This window comes from Oceanobacillus kapialis (assembly GCF_044790185.1).
GTDB lineage: Bacteria > Bacillota > Bacilli > Bacillales > Amphibacillaceae > Oceanobacillus_B > Oceanobacillus_B kapialis.
This window is the reverse complement of record NZ_CP085256.1, coordinates 1,806,873-1,829,619: the sequence shown is the minus strand read 5'-3', so window position 1 is coordinate 1,829,619 and position 22,747 is coordinate 1,806,873. Positions and strand designations below refer to the sequence as shown.

The following is a 22,747-nucleotide window of genomic DNA, read 5'->3' as shown; positions in this document are numbered from 1 at the left end:
TTCCCGTGAATGTCAATTACAAGACATTGATTTTATATAAACTTTAAGGAAGAGAATGTAAAGCAGGTTCATTCTAAATATTACTTAGTTTACATAATATAGTTATAGTAACTAATGAAATAGAAAGGATAAACACGAAAAACCAGAGGCTTTTGTTAACCTCTGGATTAGTCAAGCTATTCTATTATACAGGATAAACGCCATGCTTTCTCTCTGTGAATTGCACATTTTTCGACTCATAAAGAGCGAAACGTTTAGAAAGTTCTTCTCTCAAATGCTCGGGGTCAATTACCGCATCGATAATCATCTCTGAAGCCAGCCGGTAGATATCAATATTATCTTTATACTCATCTTGCTTTTCTTTAATAAAGGCAGGTCTTTCAGCTTCAGGTAGTTCTGCGATTTTATTCGCATATACGGCATTTACTGCGGCTTCCGGTCCCATAACAGCAATATGCGCAGTAGGTAAAGCGATACAGCTATCCGGCTCAAATGCTGGACCAGCCATTGCATATAATCCTGCACCATACGCTTTCCTTACAATAACTGAGATTTTCGGAACCGTGGCTTCACTCATGGTTGCGACCATTTTAGCACCGTGACGAATGATGCCAGCACGTTCTACCTTTGTTCCTATCATAAAGCCTGGTACATCGACTAGAAAGAGGAGCGGGATATGAAAAGCGTCACATAGCTGAACGAACTTTGCCGATTTGTCTGCTGAGTCAGGGAAAAGCACGCCACCCTTTACTCGAGGCTGGTTGGCAATAATCCCAACCGACTTACCATTTATTCTGGCTAATCCCGTAATTAATTCCGGTGCGAACTTTTTCTTAATTTCACAAAAGCTTTCCTCGTCAATGATTTTATCAATTAAGTCATACATATTAAAAGGAGCATTTTGGTTTTTCGGTATGATATCTGTTAGAGTCTTTTCTGTAAATTTTACTTCTTTTATGTCAGCTGCTTTAGGGTTTTGTCTAAAGTTAGCAGGGAAATAGCTCAAGTATTTTCTTGAAAAAGTAATAGCTTCCTGCTCTGTCTGCACTAGGACATCTCCGACACCTGAAACGGAGCAATGCATGTTCGCTCCTCCCATTTCCTCAAGGCTGACTTTTTCCCCAATAACCTTTTCTGCCATTCGAGGTGATCCTAAATACATCGAAGCATTGCCATCCACCATGACCACAATATCACAAAAAGCAGGAATATAAGCACCACCTGCCGCTGATGGCCCAAATAATAGGCATATTTGGGGTACCCGTCCAGAAAGCTTGATCTGGTTATGAAAAATACGTCCTGCTCCCCTTCTACCTGGAAACATCTCTACTTGGTCTGTAATCCTCGCTCCTGCAGAGTCAACTAAATAAAGCATGGGTATTTCCAGCTTCATTGCTGTCTCTTGGATACGCAGAATTTTTTCTACGGTTCGTTTTCCCCAAGATCCAGCTTTCACAGTAGAGTCATTGGCCATGACACAGACTGCTTCCCCGTTAATCTTTCCTATCCCTGTTACCACCCCATCTGAAGGAAGTCCTTCATCCATACAATTGGCAAAAAAAGCATCCTCGATATCAAGATCTTCATCTAAAAGTAAGGCTAACCGTTCTCGTACAAACAGCTTTCCTTTTTTCTCATTTTGTTGATGGTATTTATCCTTGCCGCCTTTTTTTATCGTTTCCACTTTTTGCTTAAAATCTCCTCTATAGTCCATAGCTACCCTCCTGCTAAAATTATTGCCCTTGATAGATAGGTTTTCTTTTTTCTTTAAATGCGGTTAGCCCTTCAATTCGATCGCTGGTAGGAATTGTTTCCTTGTATGCCAAGCGCTCAATTTTTAATCCTGTTTCAAGGTCTGTCTGTATCCCGCCATCCATTGCAAATTTTGCTTGTCGGATGGCAATTGGTCCATTAGAAGCAATATCGCTTGCTATAGCAATTGCTCTATTCACCAGATCGTCTTGGCTTGAAATCTCTTCTATTAAATGAATTCGATAAGCTTCTTCTGCCCCAATCGGTTTACCAGTATAAATTAATCGCTTTGCCTGACCGATTCCGATTAATCGGGGCAGTCTCTGTGTACCACCAGCTCCAGGAATAATTGCCAAGGATGTTTCCGTAAGTCCCATTTTTATTTGATGGGATGCAATTCTCATGTCGCAAGCTAACGCTAGCTCGAGTCCCCCTCCAAAAGCAGCGCCATTTATCGCCGCGATAACTGGTATAGGGAGGTTCTCAAGTGCTGTAATGGTATCCCCAATATTCTGAACCGCCTGCACAACCTGTTCTTCGCCCATCCCTTGCCGTTCCTTTAAATCCGCACCCGCACAAAATGCCTTATTTCCAGCTCCCGTTATAATGACACAACGAATAGTAGGGGATTGCTCTATTTGATGGATCTGCCTATTTAGTTCCTCGAGAAGATTTGTAGACAAGGCATTTGCTGCCTCCGGTCGGTTAAGTGTAAGTATGGCAATTCGTCCGTCTTCAATAAGTTCACATGTTATCAAACGCATATCTCTCTCCTCATATTAGTTATTTAATAATTTCATTTGATGGCTTGATAATGTTGGTACATACCGTGCAATAAAGCTAGCTGCTTCATTAACCTTCTCTATATTTATTTCCGTTTTAACCCCCATACGTTGAAGCATATATAAGAGATCCTCTGTTGCAAGATTCCCAGTCGCTCCCTTGGCGTACGGGCAACCACCTAAACCCCCTACGGCACTATCAAATTTTGCAATTCCAAGGTTCATTGCAGATAGGACATTAGCAAGAGCCGTTCCTCTTGTATTATGAAAATGCATGGCCAATTTATCTTTGGGAAAATAGTTTAATAATGCTGTTGTTACCTTTTCTACTTGTAATGGATCGGCAACTCCGATCGTGTCCCCAATAGACAATTCCTCAACACCCATTTCCAATAATTTTTCACAGAGTGAGAGAACTTGATCAATCGAAGTTTCTCCTTCATAAGGACAACCAAACACCGTAGAAATATAGCCTCTAACTGTTTTATGATTACTAGTTGCCTCTTCTGCCACTTTTTCAATAACCGGGATAGTGCTCGCAATAGATTTATTCACATTTTTTAAATTATGCGTCTCACTGGCTGAAATGAACACACATACTTCATCAATATTTACTTCTAACGCCCGCTCCAATCCCCTTTGGTTCGGGACAAGGGCAGCATAAGTAGTATCAGGATGCCGTTTAATCCCTTTTGCAACCTCTTTGGCATCCTTTAATTGTGGTATCCATTTCGGATGGACAAACGAAGATATCTCAATATAGGAAAATCCACTGTCACTAAGCATATTTATCCAATCTATTTTGGCATCTAAAGGAACAAGTTCATGTTCATTTTGTAGGCCATCCCTTGGACCAACTTCCTTAATCGTCACTTTTGGTGGAAAGTTCATGTACAACCCTCCTCATTTCTTGATCACTCTAATCAATTATTGCTAACACATCACCTTCATTTACAAAATCACCTTCTGCTACGCGTAACTCCTGCACAGTACCTGTTTTTTCTGCAGGTATAGGAATCTCCATTTTCATAGATTCCAAGATAACAACGTCTTGTCCTTCGCTGACTGAATCTCCTTGATTTACATTCACTTTCCAAACGCTTCCCGCCATGCTAGCTTTAAGTTCCATTTAATTTTCCTCCTTATTTTACTTTAATTGTAGGTACATAATGTTCCTGAATAAATGCGGTGGTAACATTACCTTCTTTAAACGTCTCGTTCGTTACGATGCGCTGTAGCATTGGTAAATTTGTTTTGATACCATCTACTTTATAGGTCTTTAAAGCTTCTGTAAGTTTTGAAATTGCATCTTTTCTATTTGTTCCATGAACAATCAGTTTGGCAATCATCGGGTCATAAAATGGTGTGACATCACATTCTGAAGTAATAGCTGGTTCGTTTCGAATATGTTCTCCCTTTGGAAATACCACTTCATTTACATGCCCCGGTGAAGGGTAGAATGTATGAGGATCTTCTGCATAAACCCTTACTTCAATGGCATGCCCGTTCATTAGAATATCTGCTTGTGAGATAGGTAGGCGCTCACCAGCAGCAATTTGAATTTGTTTTTCTACAATGTCGATACCTGTAATTTCTTCTGTAACTGGATGTTCTACTTGAATGCGTGTATTCATTTCCAAGAAATAAAAGTTTTCTTCTGCGTCGACAAGAAACTCAATGGTGCCTGCACTCGTATAGCTTAGTTCCTTGGCAGCATTAATAGAGGCTTCTGCCATCTGCTTTCTCGTGTCCTCAGAAATAAAGGTAGAAGGTGCTTCTTCCACTACTTTTTGATTCCGTCGCTGGATAGAGCAATCCCGTTCAAATAAATGAAGAACATTTCCATGACTATCCGCGAGTAGCTGTACTTCGATATGCCTTGCATTTTCAAGTTTTTTCTCCATAAACATATCACCATTACCAAAAAACGTCTTGGCGCGTTTTGTGTTACTTTCAAAAGCTTGTATCAGCTCTTCGTCAGAGTTGACAACTTGCATGCCAATACCGCCTCCACCTGCAGACGCTTTAAGCATAATCGGATATCCGATATGCTCTGCAGACTTTATTGCCTCCTCTGAAGTACTTACTGCCTCTTTCGTTCCAGGGATGGTAGGCACACCAGCTTTTTCCATTATCTGCCTTGCTAAAATTTTGCTACCCATTTGTCTGATTACCGATGCTTTAGGACCAATAAAAATAATGCCTTCTTTTTCGCATTGTTCTGCAAAAACATCGCTCTCACTTAGAAAACCGTACCCGGGATGGATCGCATTTGCGTTCGCTTGTTTTGCGACAGCGAGAATCTTTTCAGCATTCAAATAACTTTCATTAACTCTAGGTGGGCCAATTAAATAGCTTTCATCTGCCATTTTTACAAAGTCTGCTTTCTGATCAGCTTCTGAATATACTGCGACAGTCCCGATGTTCATTTTCTTACATGTACGGATGATTCTTACTGCAATTTCTCCCCTGTTTGCGATCAGTATTTTTTTTATCATGGAATCTCTCCTATTGCGTCAAGTTTTTTCACTGCATCCTCCCTCAACTTAAACTTCTGTATTTTTCCGCTGGCAGTCATGGGGTAGGACGAAACAAATTGAACATATCGTGGGATTTTATGTCTGGCAATATTGCCTTTACAATACTCTCTAATCTCTTCTGCTTTCATACTGCTTGTGTCCTTAAGGATAATTGAAGCAAGTATTTCTTCTCCGTATTTCTCGTCAGGTATCCCAACGACTTGCACGTCTAAGACGGCGGGGTGCTGGTATAGAAACTCCTCAATTTCTCGAGGATAAATATTTTCCCCTCCACGGATGATCATATCTTTAATTCTGCCGGTGATTTCTAAATAGTCATTTTCATGCTGTACGGCAAGATCTCCTGTATGCAGCCACCCATCTTCATCAATTGCTTCTGAAGTCGCTTCAGGATTTTTGTAATAACCTTTCATCACATGGTACCCTCTTGTGAGTAACTCACCTGGTACTCCTCTCGTCTGTTCCTTAGTTGTACCAGGAATTACCACCTTCACTTCTACATTTGGATGTGGCTTGCCAACAGTGCTTACCTTTCTTTCAATCGGGTCATTTGTTCTCGTTTGGGTAATAGCCGGAGAGGATTCCGTCTGTCCATAAACAATCGTAATCTCACTAGCACCCATTTTTTCCATTACATTTGTCATCACTTCCATTGGACATGTAGAACCTGCCATAATACCAGTGCGTAGTGATGAAACATTATAATTAGCAAAATCAGGATGGTTGAGTTCCGCAATGAACATTGTTGGCACCCCATGTAAAGCCGTACATTTCTCTGCTTCTACAGCCTTTAGAACACCAACTGGATCAAACTGCTCTAACACGACCATAGTAGTTCCCTTTGACACCGCAGCCAATATGCCAAGCACACAACCAAAGCAATGAAAGAAAGGTACCGGAATACACAATCGATCAGCTGGCGTAAACTCCATGCAATCGGCAATTTGGTTACCATTGTTTACTATATTGTGATGAGTAAGCATGACTCCTTTAGGAAAGCCTGTCGTCCCAGAAGTATACTGCATGTTAATCACATCAAAAGGATCCAATGAAACACTTCGCTCTTTTAAATCCTGTGAACTTACCTCCACTCGTTTATTGAGAATCTCGTTCCAGGTGAATGCATAGGGCCGTGTATCTTCATCTAAGACGATAATATTTTTTAAGTTTGGAAGATTTTCCGAATAAAAGCTGCCTTTATCACTGGTCTCTAGCTCCGGGCAAACCTTTTGTAAAATATCTAAGTAAGAAGTCCCTTTATAAGATGGTGCTAAAATTAGTGTCTTGGTATCGGATTGTTTTAATAGGTATTCAAGCTCCATCGCTTGATAATTCGTATTAACAGTCACAAGTACGGCTCCAATTTTTGCTGTAGCAAATTGTGACACAAGCCATTCTGGTTTATTATCCGCCCATATCGCGACATGATCGCCCTTTTCAATCCCGAGAGCCATGAAACCTTTTGCTGCCTCATCTACCATCTCATTAAAAGCTTGATAGGTTTTGCGAAAATTTAATTCTGGATAGACTACTGCTTCATGATGGGGGTTCTCATTTACTTGCTTTTCCAAAAGTTCACCAACGGTTAATGACATTAGCCCCATAAACTTTCCCTCCCATTGTTTCTAAACTAGCAGCCTAGCTGTCTTGCAATGACGAGCCGTTGAATTTCCGATGTACCTTCCCCAATTTCTAAAAGTTTTGCATCACGTAAATACCTTTCCACTTCATACTCCCGCATGTACCCATAACCACCATGTATTTGAATTGCTTGATTTGCCGCACGAAAAGCTGTTTCGGTTGCATACAATTTTGCAAAAGCTGCTTCTTTACTAAATGCTTTCTCGCTATCTTTCAACCAGGCTGCTTTATGGACCATGTTTCGCGCCAATTCAATTTCCATTGCCATGTCTGCAAGTTTAAATTGAATTGCCTGGAAACTGGAGATTGTTTTTCCAAATTGCTTTCTTTCTTTTGCATAGCTTAAGGCTTTGTCCAAAGCACCTTGCGCGATTCCTACCCCTAAAGCTGCGATGGAAATCCTTCCCCCATCAAGGGTATACAAAAACTGCTTGAATCCTTTATTGGGGTCACCAAGTAAATTTGCTCGTGGGACACGTACGTCAGTCAGTACAATTTCTGCAGTATCTGACCCTCTTACTCCCATCTTTTTGTATTCACTCGTAATAGAAACTCCCTTTGTATCCGTAGGCACAATAATGGCAGAGATAATATGTTTTCCATTTTCTTGTTTTCCTGTAACAGCTGTTACGATGAGTGTTTTTGCAAAGCTAGCATTTGTGATAAAACATTTTTCTCCGTTAATAATGAAGTCATCTCCATCGACAACGGCAGTGGTTTTCGTGCCACCAGCATCCGAACCTGCATTTGGCTCAGTCAATCCAAAGGAACCAAGTGCTTCGCCTTTTGCAAGCGGTTTCAAAAATTGATCTTTCTGTTCCTCTGTTCCAAAATAATAAATGGGACTTGCACCTAAAGAAACAGCTGCTGCATAACTTAACCCAGTGCTTCCACATACACGGCCTATTTCCTCAACAGCAAGGGCATATGAAAGTGTATCCCCACCAGAACCGCCTATCTCTTCGGGAAAAGGGATGCCAAGTAGCCCCAGTTCACCCATTTGCTTAAAGATATCGAGAGGAAACGTTGCTGTCTCATCAATCTGTATTGCACGAGGCCGTACCACTTCCTCAGCAAAATCCTTCACCATTTTTTTAATCATGGATTGTTCCTTTGTTAATTCAAAATTCATAATAGACCCCCTTGAATGGATGTTCAGACCGACTGGTTGGTCTGTTTAGCCTAATAAAAAAGTATGCAGCCAGTTTCTGTTTTAAAACAATTCCTGCAAAGAAGCCGTTATTCTTTCAGGATATACTACCGACCGCAATATTAGATCCACAAAAATATCACCTATTTCATTGATCGACTTTTCCCCTGATTGCTTATACCATTTGTATGTCCAATTCACCATGCCAAGTATGGCCATACTGGTAATTTCCACAGAAAGATCTTTTCGAAATTCACCTGCTTCTTTTCCATCTCTTATTGCTTGTATGATCATTTCCTTATAGGTGTCTCGTTTCTGATTAATAAGCTTTGCATAATGTGGTTTTAAATACTTATTTTCCTGGTAAAATACCGTGATATGTGGTTTGTAAAGATCAAAAACCTTTACAAAATCTTTGATGATAGCTCGAAGTTTGCTCGTTGGTGACGTATGTGTGGCATTGGCGATAGAAGCCTTTTCCAATACATATGATATGAAGGTATCGTGAATAACAAACAGCAATTCGTCTTTGGAAGAAAAATGGTGATAAAAACCACCCTTTGATGTGCCAGCTTTCTCGACAATTTGCCTGACTGTTACCCCATGAAAGCCGTCTTCCTCAAATAAAAGCAAGGATGATTGTATAATCCGTTTTCTTAAGTCCGTTATAACCCCTCCTTCCATTCTTAAGTAAACCTTATCATATTTTTCTGATTATAGAAAGCGTTTACATTATTCTTTTTTTATTTAGTGGTCTGAAATGTGTATGACAATACACTTAAAAAAACCGGACTAGATTAATAAAATTTAATCTGGTCCGGTTTTTACTTGTTGTATGAAAAGTATTACTAAGCAGCTGGTAAAACCCCTATAATAGGCTACAAAAAATCCTAAGCAATGACATCACGTTACGAATCGCTTTGATCCTCAAATGGCTTCCTATATGCTGCTTGCTTCCATGCTTCTACAACTTCACCTTCATGATCGGCATCGATTACAAACGAACCGTTGCTATATCGGTCACTGGTAGATAATGAAAGTGGGTAAACCTGATGTGTTTTACCATTTGTCGTTTTATAACAGATGGTGTCTTCTTCATCCACCACAAAAAATCCTTTGATTCGGTGAGGCTTGCTCTTCAATTCCCTGAGCATAAGTAAACCGCGTTTTGCTCTGCTTGTCTTTTCAAACTCCTGCAGCTTCATGCGTTTGCATGCGCCACGTTGTGTAATAACTGCGAGCGATGGTGCTGCCATATCATCAAATACTTGGCCATTTACGACAGATTCTTCTTCTTTTAGTTGGATTGCTTTAACCCCGGCGGCCCGTTGCCCAACAACTGTAACGTCCGATTCGTGATACCAAAGACCATAACCTTTATTGGAGGCAAGAAATATATCAGCATGTCCATTGGTTTGGTAAACATTCACTACTTCGTCATCTTTTTTCAGGTTTAGGGCTATTAATGCTTTAGAAAAACGTTGAGAATCGTATAATGAGAGTTCACTCCGTTTGATCATTCCATTTTTCGTAAAGAATAGCAGATAATGTTCCTTTGAAAAATCACGAATTGGTAACACCTGAATAATTCTCTCATCTTTATCAATGGATGCAATGCTAGAAATATGCTGTCCAATATCCTTCCACCGAATATCGGGAAGCTCATGCACGGGAATAGGCAAATATTTTCCTTTATTTGTGAACAAGAGCACCTTATCCGTTGTATTTAATTCAATTAATCCAACTAGATGATCTTCCTCTTTAATTGCCAGGTCTTCCCCGTTAGATGCAGCATACGACCGCAAGCTCGTCCGCTTAATATAGCCGTCTTTTGTAACCGACACAAGCACATCTTCACTTGCCACCATTACTTCTATGTTTATTTTCAATTCTTCAATTTTATCTTCTATTAACGTTCTCCTTGAAGTGGAGAAGGTCTTTTTGATTTGCCTTAAATCTTTCTTAATAGTCTGCAGAAGCTTTTTCTCGTTTTGTAGAATTGATTCTAGTTCTGTTATATTTTTACGAAGTTCATCAGCTTCTTTTTCTAATGAGGTAATGTCAGTATTCGTTAAACGATACAACTGTAGCATTACAATCGCTTCTGCTTGTGCTTCAGAAAAGTCGTAGCTTGCAATAATACGCTGTTTGGCATCTTGCTTGTCTTTTGAAGCTCGGATTGTGGCAATCAACTCATCTAAAATAGAGATCGCCTTTATAAGGCCTTCTACAATATGGGCACGATCTTTTGCTTTTCGTAAATCAAAATTGGTTTGTCTTGTGACAACTTCCTTCTGATGCTTTATATAGGCATCCAGCATTTGTGGAAGTGATAGAAGTTTTGGAGTCTTATCTTGTATTGCTACCATGTTAAAATGGTAAGTCACTTGTAAGTCCGTATTCTTAAAAAGGAAATTCAAAATCCCTTCACTGTTTACATCTTTTTTTAGCTCCACCACGACACGGAGTCCAGTACGGTCTGTCTCATCACGGACCTCGGCGATTCCCTCTACCTTACGATCTATGCGAAGCTCATCAATTTTCTTTACCATATTAGCTTTGTTAACTTCATAAGGAATTTCGTCTATCACAATTTGTTGGCGATTACCGCGAATTTCTTCTATGGAAGTTTTGGCACGGACGATAATTTTACCTCTGCCAGTCTCATAAGCTTTCTTTATTCCTTCCACACCTTGAATAATACCGCCTGTCGGGAAATCTGGCCCGTTTATTACTTGCATAAGATTATCTACCGTAGTATCTGGTTTATCAATTTTCATGATAACGGCATCAATCACTTCTTCAAGGTTATGTGGTGGTATGTCAGTAGCATAACCTGCAGAAATACCTGTCGAACCATTCACCAACAAGTTGGGAAATTTCGCAGGCAGGACAACAGGTTCCTCAATCGTATCATCAAAGTTTGGAACAAAGTCTACGGTCTCTTTATCAATATCCCGTAATAATTCCGATGAAATACTAGATAGTCTAGCCTCGGTATAACGCATTGCAGCTGGTGGATCACCATCAATACTTCCATTATTTCCATGCATCTCTACAAGCACATTTCGCATCTTCCATTCCTGGCTGAGTCGAACCATTGCTTCATACACCGAAGAATCGCCATGTGGATGATAATTCCCAATTACCGTACCTACCGTTTTAGCAGATTTACGGAAGTTTTTTTCAAAAGTATTTTTTTCTACATGCATGGCATAAAGAATACGCCGTTGTACTGGTTTTAAACCATCACGTGCATCTGGTAATGCCCTGTCTTGAATAATATATTTACTGTACCTTCCAAATCTGTCACCGATCACTTCTTCTAATGGAAGGTCCAGGAAGGTTTCCGGTTGTGACATATGAAGTCCCCCTATTTCTTAGCTTTCTTCATGTATTCGTTCATTTTCTAGAATGTTGGAATCTTCCTGAAGGCCAAACTCTACATGACCTTCAATCCATTTTCTTCTTGGTTCTACTTTATCTCCCATTAAGGTTGTAACTCTGCGTTCTGCTCTCGCCAGATCCTCGAGTGTTACACGGATTAAAGTCCGAGTATCAGGATTCATGGTTGTTTCCCATAGCTGTTCAGCGTTCATCTCACCAAGTCCTTTGTAACGCTGGATCATATAGCCATTTTTAAACTCAGCGACCGCTTTTTTCATTTCTGCTTCGTCCCAGGCATATACAATTTTCTCTTTTTTTCCTTTACCTTTCGAGATCTTAAAAAGGGGTGGAAGAGCGATGTAGATTTTTCCAGACTCAACTAACTGGCGCATATAGCGATAAAAGAATGTTAGAAGTAGAACTTGGATATGTGCCCCATCTGTATCAGCATCTGTCATGATCACGATTTTGTCATATTGCACATCTTCCAAATCAAAATCTCCCCCTACCCCTGCACCAATGGTATGAATGATAGTAGAGATTTCTTCGTTTTTAAAAACATCCTGAAGTTTTGCTTTTTCGGTATTAATTACCTTTCCGCGAAGTGGCAGTACAGCTTGGAACTTACGATCTCTTCCTTGTTTTGCAGAACCGCCTGCTGAATCACCCTCCACAAGATATAACTCATTTCGTTTAGGATTTTTTGATTGGGCAGGTGTGAGTTTTCCGCTTAATAGGGTATCTTTTCTGCGTTTTTTCTTCCCTGAACGCGCTTCATCTCGTGCTCTTCTCGCAGCTTCACGCGCTTCTTTTGCTTTTATCGACTTTCGTATCAGCTGATTGGATACTTCCGGGTTTTCTTGAAGAAAGTAGGCCAGCTTTTCTGAGACGACGCCATCAACTGCTGATCGTGCTTCAGAGGTACCTAATTTGCCTTTTGTTTGCCCTTCAAATTGTAATAATTCTTCTGGCACCCGGACAGAGACAACTGCTGTAAAACCTTCTCTTATATCAGTGCCTTCCAGATTTTTTTCTTTCTCTTTTAGAAGGTTGTTACGTCTTGCATACTCATTAAAAGTTCTGGTAATGGCAGCTCTTGCTCCTGATTCATGCGTTCCACCGTCTCGTGTTCTAACATGGTTAACAAAGGAGAGCATACTCTCTGCATAACCATCATTAAATTGGAACGCAAACTCTACTTCAATTTCTTGCTGTTCTCCTTCGAACGATACCACCGGGTGAAGTGTATCCTTCTCTTCGTTCAAATATCCGACGAACGACTCTAGACCATCTGGATATTCAAAGACCTCTTTTGTATCTTGACGCTGATCGATCAATTGAATGGTTAGCCCTTTTAATAAAAAGGCTGCTTCGCGTAATCGTTCGGATAATGTTTCATGATCATATACCGTCACGGAAAAAATACTAGGATCAGGCTTGAAATGAATAGTGGAGCCTTTTTTTCTTGTTGGTCCCTTTTTCTCAAGGGATCCAACTGGCTTGCCGCCATTTTCAAATCGCTGATAATACGTATTTCCGTCACGGTGAATGGTAACTTCAAGCCATTCGGAGAGCGCATTTACAACTGAGGCTCCCACGCCATGCAATCCTCCACTTGTTTTGTATCCACCCTGTCCAAACTTACCTCCAGCATGTAACACGGTAAAAATGACTTCTGTTGTCGGTTTTCCAGTACTGTGCATACCAGTTGGAATCCCTCTTCCATTATCCTCCACGGATATGCTGTTATCGTGATGCACTGTAACCTTAATGGTATTCCCATACCCGGCCAGTGCTTCATCTACTGCGTTATCTACAATTTCAAATACTAGATGGTGTAATCCTCGCGTATCTGTGCTACCGATATACATACCAGGTCGTTTTCGAACTGCTTCAAGACCTTCTAGCACTTGAATTGAATCATCACTATATTGTAATGGTTGCTTACTCAAATTACTTATCTCCTTTCTTAGAAAAACCTGTCGTTGCTTCTTTTCGCAATATGTATGTTTTTCCTAGAACTTCTAAATTTCATCAAATCATACTAGTTTCAAGAGTAAAATTAATGCTTATTCATAAAACACGAGCTCATGTAACATATGTAAATACTATGATAGAACAGATGTTTTGATTTTGTAAAGGCTATAAAGAAAACCTTACTGTGTTAAGCTTTTCAACAGATGCATTCCTTATATGAATTGTCCATATTGCAAGACTTGCTCTTATCCCATTTAAAACATGTAATTAAGTATACTATAAAAGAATTCAGCTTGTATAGATGAAGCATGAAGCAGGCGTTCATATTACCCCAGAAGACCAGTAAAAGGGATGGCATCCTTGGACACCATCCCATTAAATGTTATTACTTTACCAAAACGGCATGTACTACTTTGATACATAAGTCCATTATAACGATAAAGTCTTTCTTTTTTAAATAATCATAGGCTTCTTGATTAACAATCCCTTGCTGTGTCCAAAAAACATTGCAATCTGTTTGAGCTGCCTCTTCTGCAATTGCTGGTAAATGTTCGGGCCTTCTAAACACATTAATGATATCAATACTTTCAGGGACCTCAAGTAATGAAGAATATGCTTTTTCACCTAGAACTTCCTGAACGGTTGGATTCACCGGAATAATTCGATATCCTTGTTTCTGCATTGCTGCGGAAATCTGATACGATGTTCGATCAGGGTTATCGGAAAGTCCTACAACGGCTATCGTTTTCGCTTCTGTTAAAAGTTGTTTTATTTCTTCATTGGATGGATTTTCCCAAGCCATTATTCCTACCTCCTGTTATTCAATTAAGCCTTCACTTCGTAAATAATCTTCTGCTACTTGGCTTGGAGAGCGATCTTCATAATCTACCTCATAATTCATCTGCCGCATTTTTTCGTCAGTTATTTTTCCACCAAGCTGATTAAGAATTTCTTCTAATTCGGGATATTCCTCTAACGTTTCATTTCGTAATAAAGGAGCTCCTTGGTATGGTGGGAATAAGTTCTCTGGATCATCTAAGGTGACAAGATTTAATTCTACCATATAACTATCCGTTGCGTATGCATCGATAATATCGACTTCCCCATTTGCAAGAGCGTCTTGCCTAATTCCCGGTTCCATTGTTCGCACATTATTGAAATTTATATTATAGACATCCTGCATGCCTACATATCCATCATAACGGTCATGAAACTCCAATGTAAAGCCAGCTGTCAACTGGTCTTCTACGGCACGCAAGTCCCCTATTGTTTCAAGATTATATTGCTCAGCCAATTCTTGTGTGGTTGCTACTGCGTATGTGTTATTAAACGACATTGGCTGTAAAAAGGCCATATCGTACCTTTCATTCATGCCACTTTTTGCTTGTTGATACACTTCTTGTGCGTCATTACTTTCTGCTTCAGTTTCAAGATGCGTTACGATCGCGGTTCCTGTGAATTCCGGGTAGATATCAATACTACCATTTTTTAAGGCACTAAATACAAAGGCAGTTTTTCCTAGTCCTGTCTCTAATCCAACATTTAAATCCGTATCTTCTTCAATTAATAACTTATACATATTAGCTAAAATTGCTGGTTCTGAGCCGAGCTTCCCGCCAATAACTAAATCTGTACGTTGAGAACCATTGAATATAAATGGTGTTGTAACAACGAGTGCCGCTATAACTAACATTATAACGAAGGATTTAAATCCAGCTCTTTTCGAGATATGCTCAAAACCACGGAGTATGATATCAAGTATAATAGCAAGTAAAGCTGCTGGAATAGCACCTAATAAAATTAAGTTAAGGTCTGCTCCTCGGTCAATTCCTAATAGAATCAGCTCTCCTAACCCACCTGCCCCAATTAAAGCGGCTATGGTTGTAGTACCCACTATAAGAACCATGGAGGTACGAATCCCTGCCATAATAATTGGCATGGCAATTGGTAACTCTACTTTTGAAAGACGCTTAAACGAGTTCATGCCCATCCCAATAGCTGCTTCCTTAAGTGCAGGATCTACTCCAACAATCCCGGTATAACTATTTCGTAAAATGGGTAATAGTCCGTAAGCCGTTAAGGCTATAATGGCAGGTATTTTACCTATGCCTAAAAATGGAATAAGGAATGCCAATACAGCTAAGCTCGGAATAGTTTGTAAAACCGCTGATACACCTATTATTGGTTCTGCAATACGGCGAAATCTTGTAAGGATTAGTCCAAGGGGTACAGCAATAAGTATAGCAATGAGCAAGCTTAGTAAAGATATTTGCAAATGCTCCCAAAGTGTTTCGAGCAATTGTCCTCTTCTGTCCTGAAAAACGGTGATAAATTCCTGCATTATTGAACCACCCCGTTTTCCATAGTCGTTTTACTTCTTAAGTATTCTAGAATAATTTTGTTGCTTATTACGCCAATGAGTCTTCCTTGTTTGATAACAGGAAAGAGTTGCTGGCTCTCATGCTCGTATATCATACTAGCTGCCTTATATAGCGGCAGATCATTTTCTAACGTCACTACATTATCCTGCTTTAAGTCACCTTGTTGAATTAACCCCTGATACATGTTGGACGCATCCGTAAGTATATAAGTGGAACGGTGATCAAAATCCCCTGTTTCATAGGCAGAAGCTGTTAGCACATGACCTGGTGTTGGGTCACATATAACATCAACAGCTGTTTGCCATGGAGATTTTCTTTCACCAATAAAGTCCTTCACAAAGTCAGTCTTTGGATTTAATATAAGTTGCTGTGGCGTATCAAACTGGACAACCTCTCCGTCTTTCATTAAACACACTCTATCTCCAAGTGCCATTGCTTCATCCATATCATGTGTTACAAATAAAATAGTTTTCTTTATTTCCTTTTGCAGTGTCTTTATGTCTGATTGCAACTGTTCTCTGCTGATTGGATCGAGCGCACTAAATGGCTCATCCATTAAGATAATATCAGGGTCAGCAGCGAGAGCGCGTACAACCCCAATACGTTGCTGCTGGCCACCAGAGAGCTCTCTTGGCAACCGTTTTTGATACGTGCTTGGATCTAATCCAACCATTTCTAATAATTCATCGATTCTTGTTCTTATTTTCTTACGCTTCCACTTTTTCATTTCGGGTACGACAGAGATGTTTTCGCCAATCGTCATATGTGGGAATAACGCAATTTCCTGAAGAACATATCCGATATTCCATCTGAGTTCATGGATATTATAGGAATTTACTTTCCGCTCATTTATGTAGATATCACCAGCGGTAGGTTCAATTAAACGGTTTACCATCTTCATTGCAGTAGTCTTACCGCATCCACTCGGACCAATTAAGGTCACAATTTCCCCTTCCTCTACTTTCAAGGAGAATTCCCGAATTGCCTCTGTACCATCCGGGTAAATTTTTTGTACTTTATCAAACTCAATCATCTATTTTCCCCCTTACAAATATACACATGGCATAACGGCCATTATTTAATGCATACCCTGTCTTCTACAAATAAAACTACTTATTACTAGCTTTAACCCTAGAAAATAATAAAAATGGTTCTTTCCCTACGTACTTCATGCTAGAATGTAAATATATTTTTAATGCTTTAATCTAATTAGAGAGTAGGAATGAGAATGGATTACATTATATTTGCTATTATTGCATATTTATTAGGTTCTATCCCAACCGCTTTGATTGTAGGAAAGCTTGGATATAACATTGATATTCGTGAACACGGGAGTGGCAATCTCGGTGCAACCAACACATTTAGAGTTCTTGGTTTTAAAGCAGGAAGCATTGTTACAGTATCAGATATTTTAAAAGGAACAGTTGCTACACTAGTTCCGCTTTTATTTGATGCAGATGTTTACCGACTGATCATTGGATTATTTGCAGTACTTGGTCATACTTACCCAATATTCGCTAAATTTAAAGGCGGTAAGGCAGTAGCAACATCAGGTGGAATTATACTTGGAATCAACCCATTATTATTTGTGATCATGGTAAGTACTTTTCTATTGAGCCTTTACTTGTCGAAGTATGTTTCCTTATCATCGATCATTACAGGCTTTGTCACCGTAATTTGTTCTATTCTGTTTAAAGACACCGGCCTTATTATTGTAACTTCCTTGCTTACCATCTTTGTCATTTACCGACATCGGGCGAACATCAAGCGAATCAGACAAAAGACAGAGCCGAAAATCACTTGGATGTAAAACGTCATCTACGATAAAATCCAATAAATTGAATCTTAAATGGTGCTCACGTATACTATTTATACACGATTTAGAAAGGGGACTGCGTTTTGCACGATACGAAATTTATCCCACTTAAAAAACTGCCATCAAAGGCAGAGAGACATAAATTATTTGGCTCCGTATTACCTGTTCCAAGAACAAAACCGGTAGAAAAAAATCAAATGGCAGACTTACAAAACACAAAGAAAGATTTTCTATTTGACCTGGATGCGGTTGGTATAGCTAATGTGAAGCATCCAATTACAGTCTCAAGTGAGCTGCTTCCAAATAAACAATCCAGTATTGCTACGATATCTTTTTCAACAAGTTTAAATAAAACGAGCAAAGGGACAAACATGAGCCGTTTTACAGAGCAGCTTAGTAGTTATTATCGCCAAGGGGCTTTTGAAGCAGAGTGGCAAACGTTAAAAAGGTTCGCTAAAGAATTGGCAGAACGTTTAGACCAGCAAGATGCAACCATTGAACTTAAATTTCCTTGGTTTTTTGAGCGCCGTGGTCCACAAAGTGATCTTGCAGGTTTAAATCATACCGACATTACCATGGAGGTCAATTATGACGCTAGTAATGGCTACACGCTAAAAGCCTCTCTCTCAGCCCTGATTACAACACTTTGTCCTTGCTCCAAGGAGATTAGTGAATACAGCGCTCATAACCAAAGAGGCGTTGTGACAATAGAAATAGAGCTTAATGAGACAATTACCTCTGAAGAGAGGGATTGGAAGGCCATGCTGTTAGAAGCAGCCGAAAGCAACGCAAGCGCCCGGATACATCCTGTTCTAAAACGCCCGGATGAAAAGATGGTAACAGAGCAAGCATACGAAAACCCTCGCTTTGTAGAAGATATGGTGCGCTTAGTAGCCGCTGATGTATACGAGATGGAGATGGTGGAAAAGTTCCGTGTCTCTTGTAGAAATGAAGAGTCTATTCATATGCATGATGCGATAGCTTCAGTCACCTATGACAAGCGTAATGAAAATCAAAGGTAAGCTGAATGAGGTATATATTTATCGGTTTAATAACATTTTACCGCAAGGCAATAAGCCCTTTTACTCCAAGGACATGCCGCTTCTATCCTAGTTGTTCAGAGTATGGGCTCGAAGCTTTCAAACGATTTGGGGCAATAAAAGGGGCTTATCTGACAGTGAAACGAATTAGTAAATGTCATCCCCTTCATAAAGGCGGAGTTGACTTAGTACCTGAAAAGAAACCTCGCAAGACTAAGAAATAGCTTTAAGGAGTGGTCATCAATTGAAATTACAGGTTAGCAAAGAGGTAGCCAAATGGTATAAGGATGAACTAGATTTAGAGAATAATAGTAGGATACGATTTTATGTACGGTATGGTGGCGTGGGAGGAAATTTACCTGGATTTTCTCTAGGAGTAGCGAAACAGGAGCCTGAAAACATCCACACTTCTATTAATGTAGAAGAGATCACTTTCTTTATAGAAAGCAAGGATGCTTGGTATTTTGAGGACCAAGACTTAAAGGTACAAATGAATAATAAGCTTTCCGAACCAGTATTTAAATATACAACTGTAAAATAAATAAAATAAAAACAGCAGAATACGCATTCCTGCTGTTTTTATTTTGTTATTCTCGCATTATAGTTATTTATAGAGTTACTTTCTATTTTCTTCTGGACAATATATTAAAACGTTCTAACTGGTTCCATTGTTTCTCCGCAGCCAGAATATCCCGTTGTCTCTCGCCAAATAAATCATAGTGTGGGTAATCTTCATCCTGGTGAATCCATTCTGGGGAAAGACCATATTGGTTCCCCCAATGCATAAGTTTTGTAATGTCCTTACAACCAACCTTCGTCACCGTGGTACACCCAGGGAACCGGCTATCGAGCCAATAATGTGTTAGGAATGCTATCTCTCCGGCATGAACGTTTTTCTTCCAATTTTGTAGTTCATCTCTCTTTAAGCCAAACGCCATCTTTTTACCCCTCTTTCAACTGGTTGCTGTATGCCTGATGCCAGTCAGGAAAAGCTTTTCGCAACGAAAGTGGGCGAAAGCTGTCTTTCTTAACAATCACATGTTCAGTTTTTCCGCTCACGGCAACTTGCCCATCAGGACGGAGGACATTATATCCGTAAACTGTTCTTAACCCATCATAGCTTTCTAACCAAGTTTCTACAATAGGATTCTCCCCGTAACGTATTGGCTTATTAAAACGAATGTTTGCATCAGTTACTGGGGAGACAACGCCATTTTCTTCCATAGCCGCATAACGTAAGCCAAGTGATTCAACAAATTTGGTTCTGCCTATTTCAAACCATACCAAATAATTGGCATGATATACGACGCCCATTTGATCGGTTTCTTGATAACGCACTTCAATTGGTGTTTGTACTTTCTTCAATCGTAATTCCTCCTATATAACGTGTTCCATCTTTATCGTACCATATATAGAAGAGGTTTTGCTTTATCGAACACTTAAGCAGTAAAGAAGGGTAATCCATAAAAGATGTTATGTAAAGATCGAACGATTACGCTTTCACTCTCAGAAAGAACCTAAATCGTTCGACCTTTTCAATTCTAATGGTATTAATTTAGTCTAATGCATCATATTCATCTTTAATTTCGTTTCTCATTACTTCTATTGCTTCTTCACGGCGTTTGTTCTTTGCTTCAATAGCCTGTTTTTCTTCGCCGTCAGTGAAACGAGCAGTTTCATGGGCCTTTTCAATGTTTTGAATGGTGTCTTGCACCATGCTTTGTAATTTCTCTACGTTATCGCTACGATCATCAGGCTTTGGTTTGTGTGAATGATTGTCAGTCATTTTCATGCTCCTTTCCGTATTATCTTTTATATTCTGACTAAATCTTTAAAAGCTATACGTTTAAAAAATTGTTAAAAAGAAAAACTCTCCTGCTATTAAGGAGAGCATTGTCACTTACATTTCTTTTCTATTAAGCGTTTGATTCATTTTTGTTTCCAGGTCTTTTTCTATCCTCTCCATCAGGGAGGAATCTTGCAAAATTTGTCTTTTGTTATCCTGTACGAGCTGTTCAAAGGAAAGCTTTTTCTTTAAAGAAATGGTAACTCACTCCTTTTTTAATTAGAAGTATTACCATTCCTTTTTATTTTCATACTATTACTCCATTTGTGAAATGCTTTCTTCCATAAATTCATATGTCATAGGCCCCGATTTGCGTGGTAAGGAGATTGTTCCATCTGTATTGATGAAATAGGTGGTTGGTACATTGAATACCTTGTATGCTTTACTAATATTACCATCTTCATCAAGTGGCATGGTATATGTATAAGCATACTCTTCATTAAATGTTTGCACATCCTCAATACCTGAAGCTTCTGTACTTGTCATATTAACTGCAACTACTTCAACCTCATCCCCGTACTTCTCATGAATGTCTTGCATTTCTGGCATTTCTTCCTTGCACGGTGGGCACCAAGTCGCCCAAAAGTTTAAAATTACCTTTTTACCTTGAAGATCTGCTAACTGTAATTTGTCACCATTTAATGTTTCCAAATTAAAAGCCGGTGCTTTATCTCCTGGTTCAAGACCTGCACTTTCTACAGGCGCAATCGCCCCTCCTTCTGCGCTAGTATTCATTTCGCTAGAGGCTTCCTCTGATTCCTTTTCTTGCTGAATAAAATTAAATACTGCAATCCCCGCCAAACAAAGCAAAACGCTAATTACCATTATATTCTTAACCATATTGCAGCTCCTTTAATACGTGGCTCGGTATTGTATACACCTAATATGTTAGATACAAACAAAACATTTGTAAAGTGACATATTAATGAGTACTTTTTTTATAAGAAGTTCTGTACAAACTATAAAAACCGTGTAGGCACAAATAGTTGCTCGGTGGTTACCCCCAAAAGTTAGAGTCTTGTTATGCAGCTGATTGGCTAGATTGAGTTCGGTATTCTACTGGACTCAATCCAGCCAATTTTTCTTTTGATCGTTCATGGTTATACCAGTAGATGTATTCTTCAATTCGTCTTTTTAATTCCTCATAGCTTACTAGTTCTTCTCCATAATACATTTCTTGTTTCAATAGACCAAAGAAATTCTCTATTGAAGCATTGTCTGCACAAGTAGCTTTACGTGACATGCTTTGGAATACTTTATTTTGTTTTAATGTACTTACCCATTGGTTGTGCTGATAATGCCATCCTTGATCAGAATGGATAGTGGTGCGATAGGTCGCATGATTCTTTATTATCTCAATCGTTTCTTTCAAAGGTTCCATGACAAGATCTAACGTTGGACGTTTCCTGATTTCAAACGCAATAATCTCTCCGTTATAAAGATCAAGAATTGGATTTAAGTATAACTTGTCTTCACCTAGACATTTAAATTCTGTAATGTCGGTTACTAATTTCTGAAGAGGGATAGGCGTGCTAAAGCGACGAGACAATCGATTTTTCGCTACTTTTCCTACTTTCCCCTTAAAGGAATTATATTTACGAGACTTCCGCATAAATTTCACGCATTTTAATCCTAGTTCTCGCATAATACGATACACTTTTTTATGATTGATAGAATGTCCTAATTTCTTTAATTCTTTTGTAATACGTTTATAACCATATCGCTCATGAAACTTCTTAAATAGCCGTGTAATGAGATCCTTTAGTTCTGTATCCACTTCTTCTTTCCCGAAGTTCTTGACATGATAGTGATAGGTTGCTTCAGGAATACCTACTACAACAAATATATCCTTTAATCGGTATCCTTCCTCTTTGAGTGCGAATGCCACTTTTGCCTGTGCTTTTCGTGGAACGCATTCGGATTTTCCCGAAAAGCTCTCAACTTTTTTAGATACGCATTTTCTAGCTTAAGTAGTTCATTTTCACGTTCTAATTCTTCTTCACGTGTTAAATTTGCCTCAACTTTTTTCTTTGATTTATTAGGTTTTTTAGACATAGAAGGTCTCCCCTTTGGTTTTGGTTCCAGGCCTTCTATCCCTTGTTTCTTAAAATCCTTCATCCAACGCCTTATTAAGGATGGGTTGTTCAAATTAAATTGAACAGCAGTTTCTAAAAAAGAAGCACCTGTCTCTAACACAAATTGTACCGTATCCAATTTAAATTGAACAGGATACATCTCCTTCGTCTGCCTTCTTTTTAACCCATCCATTCCTTGAGACTTATATACTTTTACCCATTCAATAATTGATGTTTCACTAGCCATATTATATTTTTTTGCCAACGATCTATATCCTAGGTTGCCATATAAATACTCTGTGACGAGCTTAATTTTAAATTCTTCACTATATTTAGCCATAAAAACACCCCCGAAAGTTA

Annotated in this window: 24 protein-coding genes; 4 read left to right on the top strand and 20 right to left on the bottom strand. The window is 39.2% G+C overall.

The features are described from left to right. Positions 1 to 184: 184 nt before the first annotated feature. The 13 genes from LG273_RS09575 to LG273_RS09515 form a co-directional block, all read right to left on the bottom strand. Positions 185 to 1,714, bottom strand: a complete 1,530-nt coding sequence (locus LG273_RS09575) for an acyl-CoA carboxylase subunit beta (RefSeq protein WP_404459382.1) — start codon at positions 1,712 to 1,714, stop codon at positions 185 to 187. Positions 1,715 to 1,733: 19 nt separating this feature from the next. Further along, positions 1,734 to 2,516, bottom strand: a complete 783-nt coding sequence (locus LG273_RS09570; RefSeq protein WP_404459380.1) for an enoyl-CoA hydratase — start codon at positions 2,514 to 2,516, stop codon at positions 1,734 to 1,736. Positions 2,517 to 2,531: 15 nt separating this feature from the next. Continuing rightward, entirely contained in the window at positions 2,532 to 3,425 is an 894-nt protein-coding gene (locus LG273_RS09565) for a hydroxymethylglutaryl-CoA lyase (protein ID WP_404459378.1), read from the bottom strand. A 28-nt stretch (positions 3,426 to 3,453) separates the two neighbouring features. Continuing rightward, positions 3,454 to 3,663, bottom strand: a complete 210-nt coding sequence (locus tag LG273_RS09560; RefSeq protein ID WP_404459376.1) for an acetyl-CoA carboxylase biotin carboxyl carrier protein subunit — start codon at positions 3,661 to 3,663, stop codon at positions 3,454 to 3,456. Between the two features lie 13 nt (positions 3,664 to 3,676). Then, on the bottom strand, positions 3,677 to 5,032 hold the full coding sequence (locus tag LG273_RS09555; protein ID WP_404459374.1) for an acetyl/propionyl/methylcrotonyl-CoA carboxylase subunit alpha: 1,356 nt from the start codon (positions 5,030 to 5,032) through the stop codon (positions 3,677 to 3,679). Further along, entirely contained in the window at positions 5,029 to 6,678 is a 1,650-nt protein-coding gene (locus LG273_RS09550) for an AMP-binding protein (RefSeq protein WP_404459372.1), read from the bottom strand. The genes LG273_RS09555 and LG273_RS09550 overlap by 4 nt, the downstream gene beginning before the upstream one ends. Positions 6,679 to 6,704: 26 nt before the next feature. Continuing rightward, positions 6,705 to 7,847 carry an acyl-CoA dehydrogenase family protein gene (locus tag LG273_RS09545; protein WP_404459370.1) on the bottom strand — a complete coding sequence of 381 codons (1,143 nt, stop codon included), beginning with the start codon at positions 7,845 to 7,847 and terminating at the stop codon, positions 6,705 to 6,707. Between the two features lie 81 nt (positions 7,848 to 7,928). Further along, positions 7,929 to 8,549 (bottom strand): TetR/AcrR family transcriptional regulator, encoded by a 621-nt coding sequence (locus LG273_RS09540; protein WP_404459368.1) that lies wholly within the window; start codon positions 8,547 to 8,549, stop codon positions 7,929 to 7,931. Between the two features lie 224 nt (positions 8,550 to 8,773). Beyond that, a complete protein-coding gene (gene parC / locus LG273_RS09535) occupies positions 8,774 to 11,227 on the bottom strand; it encodes a DNA topoisomerase IV subunit A (RefSeq protein ID WP_379564017.1) in 2,454 nt (817 codons plus the stop codon). An 18-nt stretch (positions 11,228 to 11,245) separates the two neighbouring features. Then, the gene (gene parE / locus LG273_RS09530; protein WP_379564015.1) at positions 11,246 to 13,204 is read right to left on the bottom strand and encodes a DNA topoisomerase IV subunit B; all 1,959 of its coding nucleotides are present in this window, start codon (positions 13,202 to 13,204) and stop codon (positions 11,246 to 11,248) included. Positions 13,205 to 13,614: 410 nt separating this feature from the next. Then, on the bottom strand, positions 13,615 to 14,031 hold the full coding sequence (locus tag LG273_RS09525) for a CoA-binding protein (protein ID WP_404459365.1): 417 nt from the start codon (positions 14,029 to 14,031) through the stop codon (positions 13,615 to 13,617). Positions 14,032 to 14,046: 15 nt separating this feature from the next. Beyond that, positions 14,047 to 15,570 carry an ABC transporter permease/substrate-binding protein gene (locus LG273_RS09520; RefSeq protein WP_404459363.1) on the bottom strand — a complete coding sequence of 508 codons (1,524 nt, stop codon included), beginning with the start codon at positions 15,568 to 15,570 and terminating at the stop codon, positions 14,047 to 14,049. Next, on the bottom strand, positions 15,570 to 16,643 hold the full coding sequence (locus tag LG273_RS09515) for an ABC transporter ATP-binding protein (RefSeq protein WP_379564009.1): 1,074 nt from the start codon (positions 16,641 to 16,643) through the stop codon (positions 15,570 to 15,572). The genes LG273_RS09520 and LG273_RS09515 overlap by 1 nt, the downstream gene beginning before the upstream one ends. Before the next feature lie 195 nt (positions 16,644 to 16,838). On the opposite strand from LG273_RS09515, the gene plsY reads away from it, so the two are divergent. The 4 genes from plsY to LG273_RS09495 all read left to right on the top strand — a co-directional run bounded on the left by plsY (position 16,839) and on the right by LG273_RS09495 (position 19,007). Further along, the gene (plsY, locus tag LG273_RS09510) at positions 16,839 to 17,420 is read left to right on the top strand and encodes a glycerol-3-phosphate 1-O-acyltransferase PlsY (RefSeq protein ID WP_379564007.1); all 582 of its coding nucleotides are present in this window, start codon (positions 16,839 to 16,841) and stop codon (positions 17,418 to 17,420) included. 89 nt (positions 17,421 to 17,509) lie between these two features. Further along, positions 17,510 to 18,448 (top strand): GTP cyclohydrolase FolE2, encoded by a 939-nt coding sequence (gene folE2 / locus LG273_RS09505; RefSeq protein ID WP_404459361.1) that lies wholly within the window; start codon positions 17,510 to 17,512, stop codon positions 18,446 to 18,448. Positions 18,449 to 18,453: 5 nt separating this feature from the next. Further along, entirely contained in the window at positions 18,454 to 18,690 is a 237-nt protein-coding gene (gene yidD / locus LG273_RS09500; protein WP_379564003.1) for a membrane protein insertion efficiency factor YidD, read from the top strand. A 20-nt stretch (positions 18,691 to 18,710) separates the two neighbouring features. Further along, positions 18,711 to 19,007: a HesB/YadR/YfhF family protein gene (locus tag LG273_RS09495; protein ID WP_379564001.1), complete on the top strand. Its 297-nt coding sequence runs from the start codon at positions 18,711 to 18,713 to the stop codon at positions 19,005 to 19,007. 82 nt (positions 19,008 to 19,089) lie between these two features. On the opposite strand, the gene LG273_RS09490 is transcribed toward LG273_RS09495, so the two are convergent. The 7 genes from LG273_RS09490 to LG273_RS09460 form a co-directional block, all read right to left on the bottom strand. Beyond that, a complete protein-coding gene (locus LG273_RS09490) occupies positions 19,090 to 19,404 on the bottom strand; it encodes a hypothetical protein (RefSeq protein WP_404459358.1) in 315 nt (104 codons plus the stop codon). A 4-nt stretch (positions 19,405 to 19,408) separates the two neighbouring features. Continuing rightward, positions 19,409 to 19,831 carry an acyl-CoA thioesterase gene (locus LG273_RS09485; protein WP_379563995.1) on the bottom strand — a complete coding sequence of 141 codons (423 nt, stop codon included), beginning with the start codon at positions 19,829 to 19,831 and terminating at the stop codon, positions 19,409 to 19,411. Between the two features lie 190 nt (positions 19,832 to 20,021). Beyond that, entirely contained in the window at positions 20,022 to 20,252 is a 231-nt protein-coding gene (gene tlp, locus LG273_RS09480) for a small acid-soluble spore protein Tlp (RefSeq protein WP_404459356.1), read from the bottom strand. 114 nt (positions 20,253 to 20,366) lie between these two features. Further along, positions 20,367 to 20,510, bottom strand: a complete 144-nt coding sequence (locus LG273_RS09475; RefSeq protein WP_379564684.1) for an FbpB family small basic protein — start codon at positions 20,508 to 20,510, stop codon at positions 20,367 to 20,369. A 57-nt stretch (positions 20,511 to 20,567) separates the two neighbouring features. Continuing rightward, complete coding sequence (locus LG273_RS09470) at positions 20,568 to 21,152, bottom strand: TlpA family protein disulfide reductase (protein WP_404459354.1); 585 nt, start codon at positions 21,150 to 21,152, stop codon at positions 20,568 to 20,570. A 181-nt stretch (positions 21,153 to 21,333) separates the two neighbouring features. After that, positions 21,334 to 22,200 (bottom strand): IS3 family transposase, encoded by an 867-nt coding sequence (locus tag LG273_RS09465; protein ID WP_404458821.1) that lies wholly within the window; start codon positions 22,198 to 22,200, stop codon positions 21,334 to 21,336. Continuing rightward, positions 22,164 to 22,727, bottom strand: coding sequence for a helix-turn-helix domain-containing protein (locus tag LG273_RS09460; protein WP_404458823.1), 564 nt, complete (start codon positions 22,725 to 22,727; stop codon positions 22,164 to 22,166). Before LG273_RS09460 ends, LG273_RS09465 begins: the two co-directional genes overlap by 37 nt. Positions 22,728 to 22,747 lie beyond the last annotated feature (20 nt).